The organism is Agrobacterium rubi TR3 = NBRC 13261, assembly GCF_000739935.1.
Classification (GTDB): Bacteria; Pseudomonadota; Alphaproteobacteria; order Rhizobiales; family Rhizobiaceae; genus Agrobacterium; species Agrobacterium rubi.
In genome coordinates this window covers 290,031-309,264 of sequence record NZ_BBJU01000007.1, presented here as the reverse complement: position 1 = coordinate 309,264, position 19,234 = coordinate 290,031, and the positions used below count along the sequence as shown (strand labels likewise).

The window sequence follows — 19,234 nt, the reverse complement described above, 5'->3', positions numbered from 1 at the left end:
TTGCCGGGTTTCGTGTCTGTTGCGCGATCGATTGGGCCGGACTGCTCAGTCCACCGCCCCTGGCACTTCGCACATATCACGCTCGCCAACAATGATGGAGCGTTTGCCGACATGGTTGGCAGGCCCGACGATGCCTTCCTGTTCCATGCGCTCCACCAGAGATGCCGCACGATTGTAACCGATCGACAGGCGACGCTGGATGTAGGAGGTCGAGCACTTCTTGTCGCGTAGCACGACCTTCACGGCTTTTTCATAGAGATCGGCGGTATCGTCTTCGGCCATGGCGGTCTTGTCGAAGACGGCGCTGTCTTCTTCTTCCGCCTCGTCGGCCTCATCCGCATCTTCGGTCACGGTACCCAGATATTCCGGGCGACCCTGCGTCTTCAGATGCGCGACGACCTTTTCGACTTCCTCATCGGAGACGAACGGCCCGTGGACGCGGGCAATGCGCCCACCGCCCACCATATGCAGCATATCGCCCTGCCCCAGCAGATGCTCGGCACCCTGTTCACCAAGGATGGTGCGGCTGTCGATCTTGGAGGTGACCTGGAAGGAAATGCGGGTGGGGAAGTTGGCCTTGATCGTGCCGGTGATGACATCGACGGAGGGGCGCTGCGTCGCCATGATGAGGTGGATACCGGCCGCGCGCGCCATCTGTGCCAGACGTTGGATCGCACCTTCGATCTCCTTGCCGGCGACCATCATCAGGTCGGCCATTTCGTCGACGATGATGACGATGTAAGGCATCGCCGTCAGGTCCATTTCCTCCTGCTCGTACACGGCTTCACCCGTTGCACGATCAAAACCGGTCTGAACATTGCACATCACGGTCTCGCCCTTGGCACGGGCAGAGGCCGCGCGAGCATTGTAACCATCGATGTTGCGCACACCCAGACGCGACATCTTGCGATACCGGTCTTCCATTTCGCGCACGGCCCATTTCAGCGCCATCACGGCCTTCTTGGGGTCCGTCACCACGGGGGTCAGCAGATGCGGGATCCCGTCATAGACGGAGAGTTCCAGCATCTTGGGATCGACCATGATGAGGCGGCATTCTTCCGGCTTCAACCGGTAGAGCAGCGACAGGATCATGGTGTTGATCGCAACCGACTTGCCCGAACCCGTGGTACCGGCCACCAGAAGATGCGGCATCTTGGCAAGCTCGGCCACAACAGGCTCGCCGCCAATGGTCTTGCCCAGGCACAATGCCAGCTTCATCCTTGTTTCGTCGTAGTCGTGAGACTCGATCAATTCACGGAAATAGACTGTTTCGCGAACCGGATTGGGCAGCTCGATACCGATGACGTTACGGCCGGGCACGACGGCCACACGGGCCGACAGTGCCGACATGGAGCGGGCGATATCATCAGACAGACCGATGACACGCGAAGATTTTACGCCAGGTGCAGGCTCGAATTCGTACAACGTGACGACAGGGCCAGGCCGGACGTCGATGATTTCGCCTTTGATACCGAAATCTTCCAATACGCTTTCCAGCAGGCCAGCGCTCTGCTCCAACGCTTCCGGCGTCATCGTCGTGGTTTGCAGAACCTGCGGCTTTTGCAGAAGGTCGATGGGCGGATATTCGTATTCGCCCTCGCTGAAAACAGGCGCATCCAGGAACATGGGCTGATTGTTGCGCGCGACCGTGCGCATCTCGCGGCGCCGCTGGGTGGCCACGGGAGACTCGATGAGCTGTTGCTCGACGGGTGAAGCGACCTGCGCTGCCTCTTCGACGGACGCGGCAACGACGAGGTCTTCGACTTGCTCGGCTGCATCCGTTTCAGCCGGTCGAACGGCACGAATTTCAAGCTGCCGATACAATGCAACAGCTGATCCCTCAGCCTTGGGAAGAAGAGGCTTGTCAGTGACTGGCAGCGATTGACGGATAATCTGGACCGGCGCGGGCTTCACAACCAAAGGTGCCATTGGCTTCGGCGGAACGGTGGCCATGCGCTGGGCTTTGATCCGGGCGAGTTCGGCAAGCCGCATCGGCTGCGAAGGCGGCAGGATGGCGCCGCCCACGTCAAGGCTCATGGCTTCCCAGAACATTTCGTCTGACAGAGATGCGGCAAAGGCTGGCACATCCAGCGTATCGATTCGGCTTGCGCGATCACGTTCGGCAGGAAAGCAAACCAGATCGACTGGCTCGGTTACAACGGCATCCGTCGGATTGACGGCATCAGGCGCCGGCTCAACTGGTGCAGATGCATCCTGCTGCTGTTTCAAAGCCAGTTCGCGGCGCAACCGATATGTCAGTGCAAGTGCACCGATTGCACCGGGCGGCTGTGGCAAAACGGCTGGCTTGGCGATTTTACGCTCTTCGTCCGTCAACTTTGATTCGGCAACTTCCGTGCTCACCAGCTTGATGTCAGTGGGCGCAAATGCAGCGACATCATCCTCGGCTTTGCCGGGCGCTCCGTTCGTGGATTGCTTTCCAGCAACGATATTCTGCGGCGTGCGCGTAAACCGGACATTAGGCCCAAGCGTGAACGCATTCTGCCATAACGGCATGTCGTCACGTCCCTCGATCGCGTTGGCGGCAATCTGGTCTGCGTTATGGCCCATAACAGCACGCTGATCAGCGGTTAACGGAATCATTCCGTCCGACGCGCCTTGCGTCACATGCGGTTCTGCCACGGGCTTATTTGCTCCCCTCTCTTCTATCGTATTGATGGAATGGTTTAAATTGGAACGGGGAATACGCATCACAGCCTGTACACTCATCATAAACGGACATTCGGCACAGCAACTGAGATAGAAAATAAAGGTTAATCACCTATTGCCAAAGCGCCGCTCGAGGCGATTTTTCCCCAGCGAGTTTTCCGCTGTGGCTCTGCAGACACGCTCGATAGCAGCCATTCGATGCCAAAAAAAATTGAAATCGTCCACGGAACCAGCCGAAATCCAATGCGTCTTAACACCTGCACGGCCATCGCCTTCACGTTTTGATATATTCCGTCATTTTAAATGACTTTCTTTCTGGGCCCACTGCAGTCATTTAGTGTTCAACACCTGTCGCGGCGATTTGCCGACGCCTCTTAATATGAAGAACTGAGCACATGAAAAACCCGATTGCGATGGAGACGATCTCCGAAAACACCGTGTTTCAAAAAGGCGACGTCTTTGTACTGTTCGGCGAACTGTTCGGACGTGGCTACGCGACAGGCCTGCTCGATCAAGCCCGTAAGGCCGGAATGCGGATCGTCGGCATCACGGTTGGACGGCGCGACGAAAACAATGCCCTGCGTGCCCTGACCAAGGATGAGCTTTCGGAAGCGGAAGCACGACTGGGCGGAACCATCATCAACGTTCCCCTGATGGCAGGCTTCGATCTGGATGCGCCCGAGGGTGGCCCAACGCCAACAGACCTTCTCACTGGATTGACGCTTGAGAGCTGGGAGCGCGAAAAGCTCGACTGGGATTACATCGAAAAATGCCAGGCAGTCGCAACGGCGCGTTTCACAGACGCCCTGTCTGAGGTGATGGCCACTCTCAACGACATGATTCCTGACGGTCAAAACGTCTTCTTCGCTCACACGATGGCCGGTGGCATTCCGAAGGCGAAGGTTTTCCTCGTCGTTGCCAACCGCATCTACAAGGGCACCGGTGCCCGCCACATGTCGTCGCAGGCTTTGATCGACAGCGACATGGGCAAGCTCATTCTTCGCAATTTCGATGAGGTCTCGGCCAATACATTCCAGCACCTGATCGACGCTAGCGCCGCCATCCGCAACCGTGTCGAAGCATCCGGCGGCCAGGTTCGCTACACGGCTTACGGTTACCACGGCACAGGCATTCTGATCGACGGTGAATATCGCTGGCAGACCTATACGAATTACACGCAGGGCTACGCCAAGATGCGTCTCGAAGGCATTGCCGAAGGTGCATGGGCAAAGGGCATCAAGGCTTCCGTTTATAACTGCCCGGAAATCCGCACCAATTCGTCGGATGTGTTCACCGGTATTGAACTGCCTCTGATTCCACTGTTGCTGGCGCTGAAAAAAGAAAACGGCGGCCAGTGGGCAGACGAGCAGTGGCAGGCCTGTGAAGCGCTTCTGGCAGACGGTCACACGCTCGATGGCGTCATGCACAAGATCAGCAAGCTGCAAGCGAGCGACGTGATGGTGCCGTTCTACGACTTCACCGCATGGCCGATGCCCAATAGCCAGACACAGGCTGACCTGACAATCGGCACGTCGAACGAAATCACTGCCATGCATCGCGACAACAAGGTGATGATCAGCGATCTCTTGAGCGCGCTTGTTGTGGAAGCAACGGGACAACTGATTTTCGGCGCATCGTCTCAGCCACGTGCGCCAGTGCAGTGGCTCAACCACGATATCGTCGCACGCCGCCTCAACGCAACGCATGAAAGCCGTTCTGCTGATACCATCGCTGCAACGAAAGCCGCATGATATTTTGTCATGCGGCAGTTCGCCCGCACAGAAGCTACTAGTGAGACGCAGCTTTCACCTATGTGCCGCTAAGGCCTGACGACCTACTGGGCGCTATATTGCTCATCAGTCACGTGTTCCATCCAGTCTACAACTTTGCCATCAAGGTTTTCCTGGATCGCAATATGCGTCATCGCGGTTGTGGCCGATGCGCCGTGCCAATGCTTCTCTCCGGGCTCGAACCACACGACATCACCGGGGCGAATGTCTTCTACAGGCCCGCCGTCTCGCTGCACGTTTCCGAAGCCCGCCGTAACGATCAAGGTCTGCCCCAACGGATGCGTATGCCAAGCCGTGCGCGCACCCGGCTCGAAGGTGACGGTTGCCGCAGCTCCACGGCGCGCCTCATTGGACGCAAAAAGCGGATCGATGCGGACCGTTCCGGTAAACCACTCAGCAGGCCCCTTGCCAGACGCCTGGCTGCCGATACGTGTAATATTCATGATGGTCTCCCATTCTGGCGGTTTAAATCGCCTCAGGTTGCGTCGCGGGCTGATTGTGTTGGAAATGGTGTCTACGAGAGGATTCGAACCTCCGACCCCAGGATTCATACCACTTCGACTTTTGCCGCCGCTTGCGCGTTCGTGGTCTGGACTGTCCCTTCACCATGGACCCGAAGGCCTTTAGGTGCTGCCCATCCAGTCTCTACACCTTCACCAGATTTTCACCCGGTGCTTGGCTCGGGATTGGCATGCTGAAAGCTCAGCGAAGCGTTCCCCGAATTTGAGCAGATCGATTACGGCGTTTCCGACCGTAACCCCCAATTTGCAACTAGGAATCCTGTGCTCTATCCTGCTGAGCTACGTAGACATTTCTCATTTTTCACGGGGCTTGGATACCGCATTCGAGGGATTTGGGCAACGGCCTTTTGAAGTTTAACATCCGCCATCAAGTTGCCTATCAGCAATCACTCACCTCGGGGATATCTCTGGTTTTCCTCCAGAACATTCAAATCCATGTGGTTTCGCATGTAGCGCTCAGAGGCTTTTTGAAGCGGTTGGTAGTCCCAGGGATAATAGGCGCCGTTTCGAAGTGCCTTGTAGACAACCCACCTGCGTGCCTGGCTTTCGCGAACCGACGTGTCGAAGGCAGGCAGATCCCAGCGGCTGTTCACCTGCTCCATGAGGGATGATAATGCATCCTGATGCTGAGGATCATTAGCAAGGTTGTTGCGTTCGTCTGGATCCGCCTCCAAATCAAACAGCATCGGAAAGTCTTTTGCGCAAACCGTCAGCTTGTAGCGCCCGTCGCGTATCGCCACCAATGGCGCGATAGATCCTTCGGCAGCATATTCCATCGGCACGGGGCTGCGCGAGCCGGTTTGCTGCGCAAGACCTGATAAGTCCTCGCCATCGGTCCATCGTTTTAACGAGGTAATATCGAGGCCAGCAAGCGCACATAAGGTGGGCGTCACATCCAGTGTCGAGACCGGGGTCTCAATGCGTTTTGGGCTCCAGTCCAGCGTCGAAATCATCAGGGGCACACGCGCCGAACCCTCGAAAAAGCACATCTTGAACCACAGCCCACGCTCGCCCAGCATATCGCCGTGGTCTGACAGGAAGACGATGGTCGTGTTCTCATCCATGCGCGTGCGCTTCAGCACATCGATGATATCGCCAATCTTGTCATCGACATAGGATATATTGGCAAAATATCCTTGCCGGGCGCGTCTGATATGTTCGGGCGTGATATCGAAGGCGCGGTGATCGCAGGCTTCCAGCAGTCGCTGCGAGTGTGGATCGTGCTCATCGAACGGCAGTGGACCAACCTGCGGATCAAGGGCGGGGCAGTCCTCGTATAAATCCCAATATTTACGCCTCGCCACATAGGGGTCGTGCGGATGCGTGAAGCTGACCGTCAGACACCACGGGCGATCATCCAGCCCACGAGAGAGATCGTAGAGTTTGCGGGTTGCGTGGTAGGCAACTTCGTCGTCATATTCCATCTGGTTGGTGATTTCGGCGACACCTGCGCCCGTGACGGAACCGAGATTGTGATACCACCAGTCAATCCGCTCACCCGGCTTGGTGTAATCGGGTGTCCAGCCGAAATCCGCCGGATAAATATCCGTCGTCAGCCGCTCTTCAAAGCCATGAAGCTGGTCTGGTCCGACGAAATGCATCTTGCCGGACAGGCCGGCGTAATAGCCAGCCGAGCGCAGGTGGTGCGCATAAGTCGGAATATCGGATGCGAACTCTGCCGCATTGTCATAGACGCGTGTACGGCTGGGCAGTTGCCCGGACATGAAGGATGCTCGCGCGGGCGCACACAGCGGACTTGCGGTGTAGCTATTGGCAAAGCGCACGGAGCGCTTCGCCAGAGCTTTCAAATGCGGCGCGTGGAGAAAATCCGCAGGTCCATCCGGGAAGAACGTACCGTTCAACTGGTCGACCATAAGGATGAGAATATTCCGGCGCGTCATGCACTTATCCTGATATCAAAGACCGACTGCAGCCTTGACCGCTGCGTCACCCGGCTTTCCGTCCAGCGTCGTTACACCGGAAAGCCAGCTATCGATGGCCTTTGGATTGGCTTTCAACCAAGCTGTGGCCGCGTCCGTCGCTGTCTGACCACCCAGAATATCGCCCATCAGCTTGTTTTCCATGCCGACGTCGAACTTCAGGTTCTTCAGCAGGGCTGTCGCATTCGGGCACTGTGCCGTCCAGCCCGTGCGTGCCAGCGTGTAGACCTGCGCACCGCCAAAGTTGGGTCCGAAATAGTCGTCACCGCCGGAGAGATATTCGATGGAGAATTTCTCGTTCATCGGGTGTGGTGCCCATGCGAGAAAAACGACGCCTTTCTTGGATTTACCCGCACGTTCCACCTGGGACAACATCGCCTGCTCGCCGGATTCGACTAGCTCCCAATCTTTCAAACCGAATTTCTCGTCAGCGATGATCTTCTGAATGTTCTGATTGGCTGGTGCGCCGGGCTCAATACCGTAAATCTTCTTGTCGAACTCATCGGCATGCTTGGAAAGATCGGCGAAATCCTTGATGCCTTTGTCGGCCATATAGGATGGTACGGCGAGCGTGAATTTGGCGCCTTCCAGATTTTGTCCGATAACCTCGACAGCCTTTGCGGCGTTCAGATCGTCGATAAAGGATTTCTGGGCAGGCATCCAGTTGCCGAGGAAGACATCGATTTCTCCGTTTTTCATCGCCTGATAACCGATAGGCACCGAAAGGGTCTTGACGTCTGGCTCGTATCCCAGCGCACCCAGCACCACGGAGGCAACGCCATTGGTCGCAGTGATATCGGTCCAGCCGGGATCGCTCAGGCGGATTGTCTTGCAGGCGGCGTCATCGGCCGCTTGGGCATGTCCTGCAAAAGCAGCGACAAGAAAAAACAGGCCTGAGGTTATGTGTCCTATGCGAGATTTCTTGTTCATTGCCGCTCTCCGTTTTTGGATTTTCAATGAACAACGGATTGATCTTTGCCGTGAAGCGGCTATTTTTTAATGGCTAATAAAAGGATTCTTTATGGCTGATCGGCCGATCAACCTCGGATGGATGCGGATACTGGAGGTGATCGGGCGACGTGGGAGCTTGACGGCCGCAGCACAAGAGCTCGGTTTGACCCAGCCTGCGGTCAGCTATCAGATGCGCCGTCTTGAGGAAGAACTTGGCATTCGACTTTTGAAGCGGCAACACCGCGGGGTGGAACTGACACAGGAAGGCTTGAGGCTGTATGGCCTCGTCAGTCGCCATGTCGCCGAAATCGATAGGATGACAGGTGAACTCAAGGGCGCGTCCAGACCAACGGTGCGCGTGCACACCGATTACGCCTTCTCATCACTCTGGCTGATCCCAAGAATGCAGGCTTTCCGCGCTCGGTATCCAGATGTTCATATTCAAATTGCAGCAACTCAAAATCCGCTTCGCCAGAATGTGGCTGACAACGATGTGCTGATCATCTTTGGATCACGCGCCGACGCGGAAGACGGCGGGATATTGCTGGTACCGGAAAGTGTAAGACCGGTCTGCGCGCCGGGCTTTTTCGATGTTCCGAACGATACGGTGACACCGCAACACTTGGCGGGGCTGAAGCTCATCCATCTGGAGAGCTCCTGGCCATCGACTTGGTTCGACTGGCCCAGTTATCTGGCAGGTGTCGGGGTTGCCAGAGGCCAGGAGTACGGGCGCGGCGATATCAGTTTCAACACCTATTCGCTGGTCATTCAGTCTGCCATCGGCCAACAGGGCATTGCGTTGGGCTGGGCAGGCTTAGTGGATGGCTTGTTGGAAAGTGGTGCGCTTGTTGGCGTCGGGCCGACTGTGGAGGCACCGGAGCGTGGCTATTGGTTGGTAGGCTCCAAGGATAGAAAGGGAGCCGCGCTGAAGCTGGCGGACTGGCTGCACGAACTGGTAGCTGGGCGATAGGCGCAACTCTTTAAGAGGAGATGGACCCGTTTGCCTGTCGCATCCCGGTCGCTTTCAAATAGGCACTCGGCGAACTGCCCAGCATACGCCGGAACATGGTGGTGAAGGCAGAGACGTTCTCATACCCCGCATCCAGCGCAACATTCGTCACGCTTTCTCCGCTGGCCAGACGCGGTAGAGAGGCGAAAATGCAGGCTTGCTGTCGCCATGTCACGAAACTCACACCGGTCTCGGCGCGAAACACGCGGGTAAATGTACGCCTACTCATGCCCAGCGTCTGCGCCCAATCATCGATGCTGGCATTGGCGGCCGGGGTGGTGAGAAAATGTCTGCAGAGCACTGCTATGTTCGGCTGCGACGGAAAAGGAAGCCCCAGCGGCTGTTCGGGCAGTTGGCCGATTTCATCCATCAACAATTCCATCACCAGTTCGCGCCTGCGCGCGCCTGATCGTCTCACGTCATCTTGAACGAGTTCATGGATCAGATTGCCCGCCAAAACCGTCATCCCCACGACGCGTGGTCGGTCGGTGTTGATCACATCACGGTGGACATAGACGGAATGCATCTCCACATCGCTGATCATTTCGCTGGAATGATGCAATCCTGCGGGAATGATGAGCCCATGGCCGGGCGGTATCATCCACCGCCCATCGCCTGTGCTGACGATCACGACACCACTATGCGCAAACCACAACTGAGTTTTGCTGTGCAAATGCACCGGGCTTTTGAAGCCCTCGGGATAAAGGCGACGAAGCGCAAGCACGGATTCATTGTGGCCATCAATGAAACTGAGCATGGCGTCATGCTCATCACTGCGCAGAAAGCTTGTCCCCTCAATAAAACCATCCAGCATTTTGGCCCACTCGCGTAAAAACTAGACCAGAGCACAAAAGCAGGCCGAAAACAATGCGCGTACAAGGGCCGCAAATCATGAAGACTATCTGGAGAGAAACCCATGGCGAGTGTGACCAGCACGAGCTTTTCCGCTGAAAAAACGACGTTTTCGATCATCGCTGCTGCAAGCTTCTGCCACATGCTCAACGATATCATGCAGTCGCTGCTGACATCGCTTTATCCGCTTCTCAAGGCAAATTACGCGCTGGATTTCGTCCAGATCGGCCTTTTGACCTTCGCGTTTCAGGTCACCGCGTCGCTACTGCAACCGGCCGTTGGCATTGCCACGGACAAATGGCCCATGCCGTTCTCGCTGCCGGTAGCCATGCTGTCCACCTGCGCCGGTTTGATCACGCTTGCCTATGCGCATAGCTTTCCGGTTCTGGTGATCGGCGCGTGCCTGATCGGCATCGGCTCGGCTATCTTCCACCCGGAAGCGTCGCGTGTTGCACGTGTTGCATCGGGCGGTCGCCATGGTCTGGCACAATCCTTCTTTCAGGTCGGCGGCAACACGGGAACGGCGATTGGGCCGCTTCTCGCTGCGTTCGTCGTTTTGCCGATGGGTCAGCAGAGCCTCAGTTGGTTTTCGCTTATCGCCCTTGCCGGATTTGCCGTGCTCTCATGGGTCAGCGTCTGGTACAGCCGTCACCGCCGCAGCAATGCGGGTCGTCCACCCGTCAGCCGCGCGCTGCCGATGGCGAAAAACAAGGTGTTGATGACGCTTGTCGTTCTGCTCATCCTGACCGCGACCAAGAATGCCTATCTGGCAAGTCTGTCGAGCTATTTCACCTTCTACACGATTGAGAAATTCGGTCTTGAGGTCCAAAGCGCGCAATTGCTTCTCTTCCTGTTCCTCGGCGCGTCGGCTGCCGGTGTGTTCTTCGGTGGCCCTATCGGTGACAAATTCGGCTCGCGCGTCGTCATCTGGTTCTCGATCCTCGGCGTCATACCGTTCGCGCTGCTTCTGCCCTACGCAAACCTCACGTGGACTGCCATTCTCGTAGTGCTGATCGGCTTCATCTTCTCCTCGGCATTTTCGGCCATCGTCGTCTTCGCGCAGGAGTTGGTGCCTGGACGCGTGGGCTTGATCGCAGGCATGTTCTTCGGCTTTGCCTTCGGCTTCGGCGGCATCGGCGCCGCTGTCCTCGGCGTGTTCGCAGACCGCGAAGGCATAGAGTTCGTCTACCGCATCTGCTCCTACATGCCGCTTCTGGGCTTGCTCACGGTCTTCCTGCCACAACTGCCAAGCCGCAGAAAAGCAGCCTGATCACCAACACAAAAAGACCGCCCGAATTGTCATCCGGGCGGTCTTTTCATTTGAAGAGACGTGATCAGGCAGCGCGCAGGCTGGCAGCCAGGGGGATTTCGACATCGATTTCCAGCAGCGAGACATGCTCGTCGCTGTCCATCTTGACGTGAACCTTGTCGCTGTCGATCTGGACGTGCTTGGCGATCACGGCGAGAATTTCTTCCCGCAACAGAGCGACAAGCTCATTGCCCACGCCGTTGCGTTCATGCGCCAGCAGAACCTGCAACCGCTCACGCGCAAGAGGCGCCGATTTCTGTTTGCGGAAAAGGTTGAAAATGCTCATGCGGCCCTCCCGAAGAACTTGGCGAAGATGCCACGCTTTTCGCCGGGGATCATCATCGGAACGTCTTCGCCACGCAGACGACGTGCCGCATCGAAATAAGCCATGGCAGGTGGAGACTTCGCATCCGCCAGCGTAACAGGCGCACCAACGTTGGAGGCGCGAAGAACGTCCATGCTCTCAGGAATGATGCCGATCAGCGGGATGGAGAGAATTTCCAGGACGTCTTCGACCTTCAGCATGTCGCCACGCTCTGCACGCACGGAGTCGTAGCGGGTCAGGAGCAGGTGCTTTTCCATCCGCTCGCCGCGTTCGGCCTTCAGCGTCTTGGAATCCAGCAGGCCGATGATGCGATCGGAATCGCGAACCGAGGATACTTCCGGGTTGGTCACCACAACGGCAACATCCGCATGGCGCATGGCAAGCGTCGCGCCGCGTTCGATACCGGCAGGGCTATCGCAGATGACCCAATCAAAATGCTTCTTCAACTCGCCGATAACCCACTCGACACCCTCAGGCGTCAGATTGTCCTTATCGCGTGTCTGCGAGGCAGGCAGCAGAAACAGCGTATCGAGACGCTTGTCACGGATCAGCGCCTGCGGCAGCTTCGCGTCGCCCTGAATGACGTTGACCAGATCGTAAACGACGCGGCGTTCCGCGCCCATGACCAGATCGAGGTTACGAAGACCGACGTCAAAATCAACGACGACGACCTTTTCCTTGTTCTGTGCCAGCGCCGCACCGAGCGCGGCAGTCGACGTGGTTTTGCCTACGCCTCCCTTGCCGGAAGTAACGACAACTACCTTCCCCATCCTGCTCTCCTGTTTTCTGCCGCTTACGGCCTAATTGAGTTTTTCGGCTTTGATCGTATCGTTTTCCAGCCAGAGCTGAACGGCTTGGCCGCGCAGCTTCGGATCGATATCTTCAGCCACCTTGTAGACACCATCGATGGCCAGCAGCTCGGCTTCCAGCTTCTTGCAAAAAATCCGCGCCGAAGCATTTCCAAGCGAACCCGCCATGGCGCGACCACGCAGTGCGCCATAAATGTGAATCGACCCGCCTGCGATGATCTCCGCACCTGACGCAACGGAACCGACAACGGTCACATCGCCCTCGGGAAAGATCACCGACTGACCGGAGCGAACCGGCTCGCTGATCATCAGCGACTGCACTGTGCTGCGAATCTCCGTCACCGGAACCCGCACAGGTTCTTCTTCCACCTCTGCCGTCGCGAGCGAGACAGGCTCCACCTCGATATCAGAGGCAGCCTTTCCACCCTTCAGGGCCGGTGGCATGCCCGCCTCAATCATGGACGGGCGTGCGCCTTCGATACCCATGATGGCGACGTTGCGCGAAACAAGTTCGGCTATCAGCCCCTTGAGACCTGCCTTATCGAGTTTCAGATCCGCAACATCGAGCACGACGGCACGCGACAGGAAGAAACCGGCGGACCGCGCTGCCAGATCATCAAGCCGCTCCAGCCACTGGTCCAGAGGCTGCTCAGGCGACAGCACAACCGCGAGAAACGATCGGCCTTTTATACGAATTGAGCGTGAGGTGTCTGTTAGCACTTTGGTCATCTTGGTAAACAAATCATTGACAATGAGGTACCGCAAATGTGGTTAATAAATGGTTAACGCGCCCCGTGTCGACCGCTAGAAATTAACCTCAAGATCACCTTGACAGCACGAATTCCCGAAAGAGCATATCGCTGATTTTTAAAGTGATTCTGCGCTGTGAGAGAGCGCTTGACGCGTTTTCGGAGAGTGCTCGTCGAGCACTCAACCGAGCGATCCGGGCGAAGCGCTGAGGAAGAGAAAAATATTCTCCCAAGCTGCATCTTTTTGCGTCTTTTTGCCGTTTAAACGGGCAGGATTTATGGGATGAGACGTTACTAGAAATTCCTGAAAGGAACACCGATGAGCTGGCTCAAGACAATCGCAACCGCCGCCGCAGTCAACGCTGCCATTTTCGCACCTTCCTTCGCCGGCGAAAATCTTGACCAGATCAAATCTGCTGGTGTGATCAAGATCGGCACCGAAGGCACCTACGCACCATTTACGTTCCACGATGCCAGCAACAAGCTCGTTGGCTTCGACGTGGAAATTGGTGAAGCTGTCGCCAAGAAGCTGGGCGTAAAGGCTGAGTTCGTGGAAGGCAAATGGGATGGCCTGATCGCCGGTCTCGATTCCAAGCGTTATGACGCCGTCATCAACCAGGTCGGCATTACCGAAGCGCGCAAGCAGAAATATGCTTTCTCCGAGCCCTATATCGCATCGAAGGCCGTTCTGATCGTTAGCGACAAGAATGACGACATCAAGGGTTTCGAAGGCATGAAGGGCAAGAAGTCCGCACAGTCGCTCACCAGCAACTTCGGCAAGCTGGCCACGGAAGCAGGTGCTGAACTGGTCGGTACGGATGGTTTCGATCAGTCGATCCAGCTCGTTTTGACGGGCCGCGCCGACGCGACGATCAATGACAGCCTTTCCTTCTATGATTTTAAAAAGAAGCAGCCAAAGGCGCCGGTCAAGATCGTGGCTGAAAAGGCGGATGCGGATTACTCGGGCATCATTGTGCGCAAGGGTGACGACGATTTGGTGGCGTCCATCAACAAGGCCATGGCCGACATCAAGACAGACGGCACCTACAAGACGATTTCCGACAAGTATTTCGGTCAGGACGTCTCCAAGTAAGGCGTCATTACAGGCCTGTTCTCCCCTGTGGAAATAGGCCATGATCAGAACAAGACCAGACAGTCCGGCGTTCGCGCCGGACTTCGTTTTTTTATTGAGGGGCTCGCCGTGCCGCATTGGCTGCAATTGATGATGGACTCTTTGCCGACCCTGCTCTGGGCTGGCGTGAAGTTCACGATACCACTGACATTGCTTTCGTTTCTTTTCGGATTGATCCTCGGGCTGGCAACCGCAGTCGCGCGGCTCTTCGGACCAACCCCGTTGCGATTGCTGGCCCGTTTCTATGTCTGGGTCATCAGAGGTACGCCGCTGCTGGTCCAGCTTTTCGTGATCTTTTACGGCCTGCCGAGCATCGGCATTCTGCTGGATGCGTTTCCGGCAGCGCTCATCGGCTTTACGCTGAACGTCGGCGCCTACACGTCAGAGATCATCCGCGCAGCCATCTCATCCGTTCCCAAGGGTCAGTGGGAAGCCGCGTTTTCGACCGGCATGAGCTGGCGTCAGGCGATGCAACGCACGATCCTGCCGCAGGCGGGGCGCGTTGCCGTGCCGCCGCTGTCCAACACCTTCATTTCGCTGGTCAAGGACACATCCCTTGCCGCAGCCATCACCGTGCCCGAACTGTTTCAGTCAGCTCAGCGTATCGTCGCCACCACCTATGAGCCGCTCATCCTCTACATCGAGGCAGCGATCATCTATCTGGCGCTGAGTTCCGTGCTGTCCACTTTGCAGGCGCGGCTGGAAGTACGCTTTGCGCGTTATGGCGGCATGATGGAGAACAGCCGATGATCGAGCTTTCCAACATCGAAAAACGCTTCGGCGATGCGGTGATCCTGAAAGACATTTCTCTGACCTTCCCCGAAGGTAGCGTAACGGCACTCGTCGGGCCCTCGGGCGGTGGCAAGAGCACGCTGCTGCGCTGTATCAACCTGCTGGAACTGCCTACCGAGGGAACCGTGCGCATCGGCGACGCCACGACGTCCTTTACCGCAGGCCAGAAAACCCCATGGCAGTCCATCCAGAAAATTCGCCGCCAGACGGGCATGGTGTTTCAGAATTTCCAGTTGTTTCCGCATCGCACCGCCATCGAGAACGTCATGGAAGGCCTGTTGATCGTTCAGAAGTGGTCGCGCGAAAAAGCGAGAGATCGCGCCATGGAACTGCTGACCAAGGTTGGCATGGCGCATAAGGCGGATGCGTGGCCCGCCAACCTTTCCGGTGGACAGCAGCAACGCGTTGCCATTGCCCGTGCGCTCGGGCCTTCCCCACAAGTGCTGTTGTGTGACGAGCCCACATCCGCTCTCGACCCGGAACTTTCAGAAGAAGTCGTTGAAGTGCTGGGCAAGCTCGCGCGCGAAGGAACAACCATGGTCATGGCAACGCATGACCTACGTCTGGCGTCTCGCATTGCCAATAACGTCGTATTTCTGGAAGCGGGCAAGGTGGTGGAAACCGGCACGGCAGACGCCATATTCCGCGCACCGACGCAGGAGCGCACCCGGCGCTTCGTGTCGTCCATCAATGCGGCGCAATCTCTCTGAACAAGTCCGAAATCAGCACATATGGCCGTAATAGACTGTTTTCAATTCGAGAATTCACGTCTAAGCCTATGTGATGACATTCGTATCAGGGAGGTTGCATGCCGACGGTTCTCGATGAATTGGACGCCCGCCGTTTGCAGGCAAGGCGTGGCGGCGGGCAAAAGCGCATCGATGCCCAGCACGCCAAGGGCAAGCTGACGGCGCGCGAACGGCTGGACGTTCTGCTCGATGAGGGCTCTTTCGAAGAATACGACATGTATGTCACCCACCGCGCGGTGGATTTCGGCATGGCCGAACAGAAGGTCGCTGGCGACGGCGTCGTGACCGGTTGGGGTACCATCAACGGCAGACAGGTCTACGTCTTCAGCCAGGACTTTACCGTACTGGGCGGCTCTCTTTCCGAGACCCATGCGCAGAAAATTTGCAAGGTCATGGATATGGCAGCCCGCGTAGGTGCACCTGTCATCGGCCTCAACGACAGCGGCGGCGCACGCATTCAGGAAGGCGTCGCTTCGCTTGCCGGTTACGCAGAGGTTTTCCGTCGCAATGCCGAGGTGTCCGGCGTCGTGCCGCAAATCTCCGTCATCATGGGCCCTTGCGCGGGAGGTGCTGTCTATTCTCCTGCTATGACGGACTTCATTTTCATGGTGCGCGATACGTCCTACATGTTCGTCACAGGACCGGATGTCGTCAAGACCGTGACGAACGAGATCGTCACGGCAGAAGAACTGGGCGGTGCGTCGACCCACACCCGAAAATCATCGGTTGCCGATCGCGCCTATGAAAACGATATCGAGGCACTGGAGGCGGTACGTGCCCTGTTCGATTTTCTGCCGCTCAACAACCGCGAAAAAGCCCCTGCCCGCCCGTTTCATGATGATCCGGCACGGCTGGAGCAGCGTCTCGATACGCTGATTCCCGACAGTTCCAACAAGCCCTATGACATGAAGGAACTGATCCACGCGCTGGCCGATGAGGGCGATTTCTTTGAGATACAGGAAGCATTCGCCAAGAACATCATCACCGGCTTCATTCGCCTGGAAGGCCAGACGGTCGGCGTGGTCGCGAACCAGCCCATGGTGCTGGCCGGTTGTCTGGATATCGATAGCTCACGCAAGGCCGCCCGGTTCGTGCGTTTCTGCGACGCCTTCAACATTCCCATCCTGACTCTGGTGGATGTACCCGGCTTCCTTCCCGGCGTGGCGCAGGAATATGGCGGCGTCATCAAGCATGGCGCGAAACTGCTATTTGCTTATTCGGAAGCGACCGTGCCGCTGGTCACATTGATCACCCGCAAAGCCTATGGCGGCGCATACGACGTCATGGCCTCCAAACACATCGGTGCCGACGTCAACTATGCGTGGCCCACCGCGGAAATTGCGGTGATGGGGGCAAAGGGTGCGGCGGAAATCTTGTACCGTTCCGAACTGTCAGACCCGGAAAAGATCGCCGCACGGACCAAAGAATACGAGGAACGCTTCGCCAACCCATTCGTGGCCGCAGAGCGCGGTTTCATTGACGAGGTCATCATGCCGCATTCTTCCCGTCGCCGCATCGCTCGTGCTTTCGCTTCACTGCGCAACAAGCAGGTGACGACGCATTGGAAGAAACACGACACCATTCCGCTTTGAGGCTGCACCCATGATCTCGAAAATCCTCATCGCCAACCGTGGTGAAATCGCCTGCCGCGTCATCCGCACGGCCAAAGCCATGGGCATCAAGACCGTTGCGGTCTATTCCGATGCCGATGCCAGCGCTCTGCATGCGCGCGAGGCCGACGAGGCGGTGCATATCGGCCCTGCCCCATCCAATCAGTCTTATATCGTCATCGAAAAGATACTCGACGCCATAGAGCAGACCGGAGCAGACGCCGTGCATCCCGGCTACGGTTTTCTGTCTGAGAACGCCGCTTTTGCCGCTGCTCTGGAAAAGGCAGGCGTCATCTTCATCGGCCCACCCGTCAATGCCATCGAGGCGATGGGCGACAAGATCACATCCAAGAAGCTGGCCGCAGCGGCTGGCGTCTCCACCGTGCCGGGCCATATGGGGTTGATCGAGGACGCCGAGGAAGCGGTGAAGATCGCCGCAACGGTCGGCTATCCCGTCATGATCAAGGCCTCAGCGGGCGGCGGCGGCAAGGGCATGCGCATCGCATGGAACGATGCAGAGGCCCGCGAAGGCTTCCAGTCCTCCCGAAACGAAGCAAAATCGTCGTTCGGTGACGACCGCATCTTCATCGAAAAATTCGTCACGCAGCCACGCCATATCGAAATTCAGGTGCTGGGCGATCAGCACGGCAAGGTGCTTTATCTGGGTGAACGCGAATGCTCTATTCAGCGCCGCAACCAGAAAGTCATCGAAGAGGCGCCTTCGCCATTTCTCGATGAAGCGACCCGCAAGGCCATGGGCGAACAGGCGGTGGCTCTGGCGCAGGCGGTTGGCTACCACTCGGCGGGCACCGTCGAATTTATCGTGGATGGCGACCGAAACTTCTATTTTCTGGAAATGAACACCCGCTTGCAGGTGGAGCACCCGGTCACCGAACTCGTGACCGGCATCGATCTGGTCGAGCAGATGATCCGCGTCGCATCCGGCGAACCACTGGCGTTTTCACAGGAAGACGTGCGGCTCGATGGCTGGGCCATCGAGAGCCGGCTTTACGCAGAGGACCCCTACCGCAACTTTCTACCCTCCATCGGACGATTGACGCGCTACCGTCCGCCGCAGGAGGGCAAGCAGCCGGATGGAAGCATTTTGCGCAACGACACCGGCGTCTTTGAAGGCGGCGAAATTTCCATGTATTATGATCCGATGATCGCCAAGCTCTGCACATGGGCACCGGACCGTAAACGCGCCGTCGAGGCGATGGGAGAGGCGCTGGACCGCTTCGAAGTCGAGGGGATCGGCCACAATCTGCCCTTCCTTTCGGCGGTCATGCAAAACCAGCGCTTCAAGGATGGCAGGCTGACAACCGGCTTCATCGCCGAGGAATTTCCCGATGGCTTCACCGGTGTCGAGCCGGATGAGGATGCGGCAAGAAAACTCGCGGTCATTGCCGCCGTCATCCAGCATCGCATTCAGACCCGTGCCACGCAAATCTCCGGCACCATCGGCAATCATCGCCGTGTCGTGAGCGACGATTGGGTGGTCGCGTTCGGAAAGATCCACCACACCGTTTGTCTTCAAATCTCCGCGGGTGGTATGTCAGCGGTTTTGGAAGGTGACATATCGCTATCCGTGGAAACAGACTGGCTGCCCGGCAAGACACTCGGCATCTTCACCGTCGGTGACACAAAGATGGCTGTCCAAGTCGATCTTACACCATCCACCATCCGTCTGCGCTGGCGCGGCATTGATCTCGTTACGCGCGTGCGCAGCCCCCGGATTGCCGAACTGGCACGGCTAATGCCCGAAAAGCTGCCACCAGACACCTCCAAACTGCTGCTCTGCCCTATGCCAGGGGTCATTACCACCATAGCTGTGTCGGAGGGAGAAACCGTGGAAGCCGGACAGGCACTGGCAACCGTGGAAGCGATGAAGATGGAAAACATTCTTCGCGCCGAACGGCGTGCGAAGGTTGCCAGAATTGCGGTCGGTCCCGGCGATAGCCTTGCCGTCGATGAGATCATTATGGAATTTGAATAGCGGTTTGCGAGAAGAAACGACATTGTTTGCACT

16 protein-coding genes are annotated in these 19,234 nt (G+C 57.2%); 8 read left to right on the top strand and 8 right to left on the bottom strand.

The window, feature by feature from the left end:
* Positions 1-45: 45 nt before the first annotated feature.
* The gene (locus RRU01S_RS05960) at positions 46-2,568 is read right to left on the bottom strand and encodes a DNA translocase FtsK (protein WP_081880002.1); all 2,523 of its coding nucleotides are present in this window, start codon (positions 2,566-2,568) and stop codon (positions 46-48) included.
* Between the two features lie 494 nt (positions 2,569-3,062).
* Between RRU01S_RS05960 and RRU01S_RS05955 the strand changes: the two genes are divergently transcribed.
* A complete protein-coding gene (locus RRU01S_RS05955; RefSeq protein ID WP_045229309.1) occupies positions 3,063-4,418 on the top strand; it encodes an enoyl ACP reductase FabMG family protein in 1,356 nt (451 codons plus the stop codon).
* Positions 4,419-4,501: 83 nt separating this feature from the next.
* On the opposite strand, the gene RRU01S_RS05950 is transcribed toward RRU01S_RS05955, so the two are convergent.
* The 3 genes from RRU01S_RS05950 to RRU01S_RS05940 all read right to left on the bottom strand — a co-directional run bounded on the left by RRU01S_RS05950 (position 4,502) and on the right by RRU01S_RS05940 (position 7,848).
* The gene (locus tag RRU01S_RS05950) at positions 4,502-4,903 is read right to left on the bottom strand and encodes a (R)-mandelonitrile lyase (protein WP_174003282.1); all 402 of its coding nucleotides are present in this window, start codon (positions 4,901-4,903) and stop codon (positions 4,502-4,504) included.
* A 461-nt stretch (positions 4,904-5,364) separates the two neighbouring features.
* A complete protein-coding gene (gene betC / locus RRU01S_RS05945; protein ID WP_045229307.1) occupies positions 5,365-6,879 on the bottom strand; it encodes a choline-sulfatase in 1,515 nt (504 codons plus the stop codon).
* Between the two features lie 15 nt (positions 6,880-6,894).
* Positions 6,895-7,848: a choline ABC transporter substrate-binding protein gene (locus tag RRU01S_RS05940; RefSeq protein ID WP_045229306.1), complete on the bottom strand. Its 954-nt coding sequence runs from the start codon at positions 7,846-7,848 to the stop codon at positions 6,895-6,897.
* A 91-nt stretch (positions 7,849-7,939) separates the two neighbouring features.
* Between RRU01S_RS05940 and RRU01S_RS05935 the strand changes: the two genes are divergently transcribed.
* Positions 7,940-8,839 carry a choline sulfate utilization transcriptional regulator gene (locus RRU01S_RS05935; protein ID WP_045229305.1) on the top strand — a complete coding sequence of 300 codons (900 nt, stop codon included), beginning with the start codon at positions 7,940-7,942 and terminating at the stop codon, positions 8,837-8,839.
* Between the two features lie 10 nt (positions 8,840-8,849).
* Here the strand turns inward: RRU01S_RS05935 and RRU01S_RS05930 are convergent, their stop codons facing one another.
* Entirely contained in the window at positions 8,850-9,635 is a 786-nt protein-coding gene (locus RRU01S_RS05930; protein WP_234791184.1) for an AraC family transcriptional regulator, read from the bottom strand.
* 159 nt (positions 9,636-9,794) lie between these two features.
* Here RRU01S_RS05930 and RRU01S_RS05925 point away from each other — a divergent pair, with 159 nt between their 5' ends.
* Positions 9,795-11,000, top strand: a complete 1,206-nt coding sequence (locus RRU01S_RS05925; protein ID WP_045229303.1) for an MFS transporter — start codon at positions 9,795-9,797, stop codon at positions 10,998-11,000.
* Positions 11,001-11,064: 64 nt separating this feature from the next.
* On the opposite strand, the gene minE is transcribed toward RRU01S_RS05925, so the two are convergent.
* Genes minE through minC form a run of 3 tightly spaced genes read right to left on the bottom strand, consistent with a single transcriptional unit; the run spans position 11,065 to position 12,902 of the window.
* A complete protein-coding gene (gene minE / locus RRU01S_RS05920) occupies positions 11,065-11,325 on the bottom strand; it encodes a cell division topological specificity factor MinE (protein WP_045229302.1) in 261 nt (86 codons plus the stop codon).
* Positions 11,322-12,134: a septum site-determining protein MinD gene (gene minD, locus RRU01S_RS05915; RefSeq protein ID WP_045229301.1), complete on the bottom strand. Its 813-nt coding sequence runs from the start codon at positions 12,132-12,134 to the stop codon at positions 11,322-11,324. Before minD ends, minE begins: the two co-directional genes overlap by 4 nt.
* Positions 12,135-12,164: 30 nt before the next feature.
* On the bottom strand, positions 12,165-12,902 hold the full coding sequence (minC, locus tag RRU01S_RS05910; protein WP_045229300.1) for a septum site-determining protein MinC: 738 nt from the start codon (positions 12,900-12,902) through the stop codon (positions 12,165-12,167).
* Between the two features lie 339 nt (positions 12,903-13,241).
* Between minC and RRU01S_RS05905 the strand changes: the two genes are divergently transcribed.
* The 5 genes from RRU01S_RS05905 (at position 13,242) to RRU01S_RS05885 (ending at position 19,201) form a co-directional block, all read left to right on the top strand.
* Positions 13,242-14,015 (top strand): amino acid ABC transporter substrate-binding protein, encoded by a 774-nt coding sequence (locus RRU01S_RS05905; RefSeq protein ID WP_045229299.1) that lies wholly within the window; start codon positions 13,242-13,244, stop codon positions 14,013-14,015.
* A gap of 108 nt (positions 14,016-14,123) precedes the next feature.
* Positions 14,124-14,804, top strand: coding sequence for an amino acid ABC transporter permease (locus RRU01S_RS05900; RefSeq protein WP_045229640.1), 681 nt, complete (start codon positions 14,124-14,126; stop codon positions 14,802-14,804).
* Positions 14,801-15,556 carry an amino acid ABC transporter ATP-binding protein gene (locus RRU01S_RS05895; protein WP_045229298.1) on the top strand — a complete coding sequence of 252 codons (756 nt, stop codon included), beginning with the start codon at positions 14,801-14,803 and terminating at the stop codon, positions 15,554-15,556. Before RRU01S_RS05900 ends, RRU01S_RS05895 begins: the two co-directional genes overlap by 4 nt.
* A gap of 98 nt (positions 15,557-15,654) precedes the next feature.
* Positions 15,655-17,187, top strand: coding sequence for an acyl-CoA carboxylase subunit beta (locus tag RRU01S_RS05890; protein ID WP_045229297.1), 1,533 nt, complete (start codon positions 15,655-15,657; stop codon positions 17,185-17,187).
* Positions 17,188-17,197: 10 nt separating this feature from the next.
* A complete protein-coding gene (locus RRU01S_RS05885) occupies positions 17,198-19,201 on the top strand; it encodes an acetyl-CoA carboxylase biotin carboxylase subunit (RefSeq protein ID WP_045229296.1) in 2,004 nt (667 codons plus the stop codon).
* Positions 19,202-19,234 lie beyond the last annotated feature (33 nt).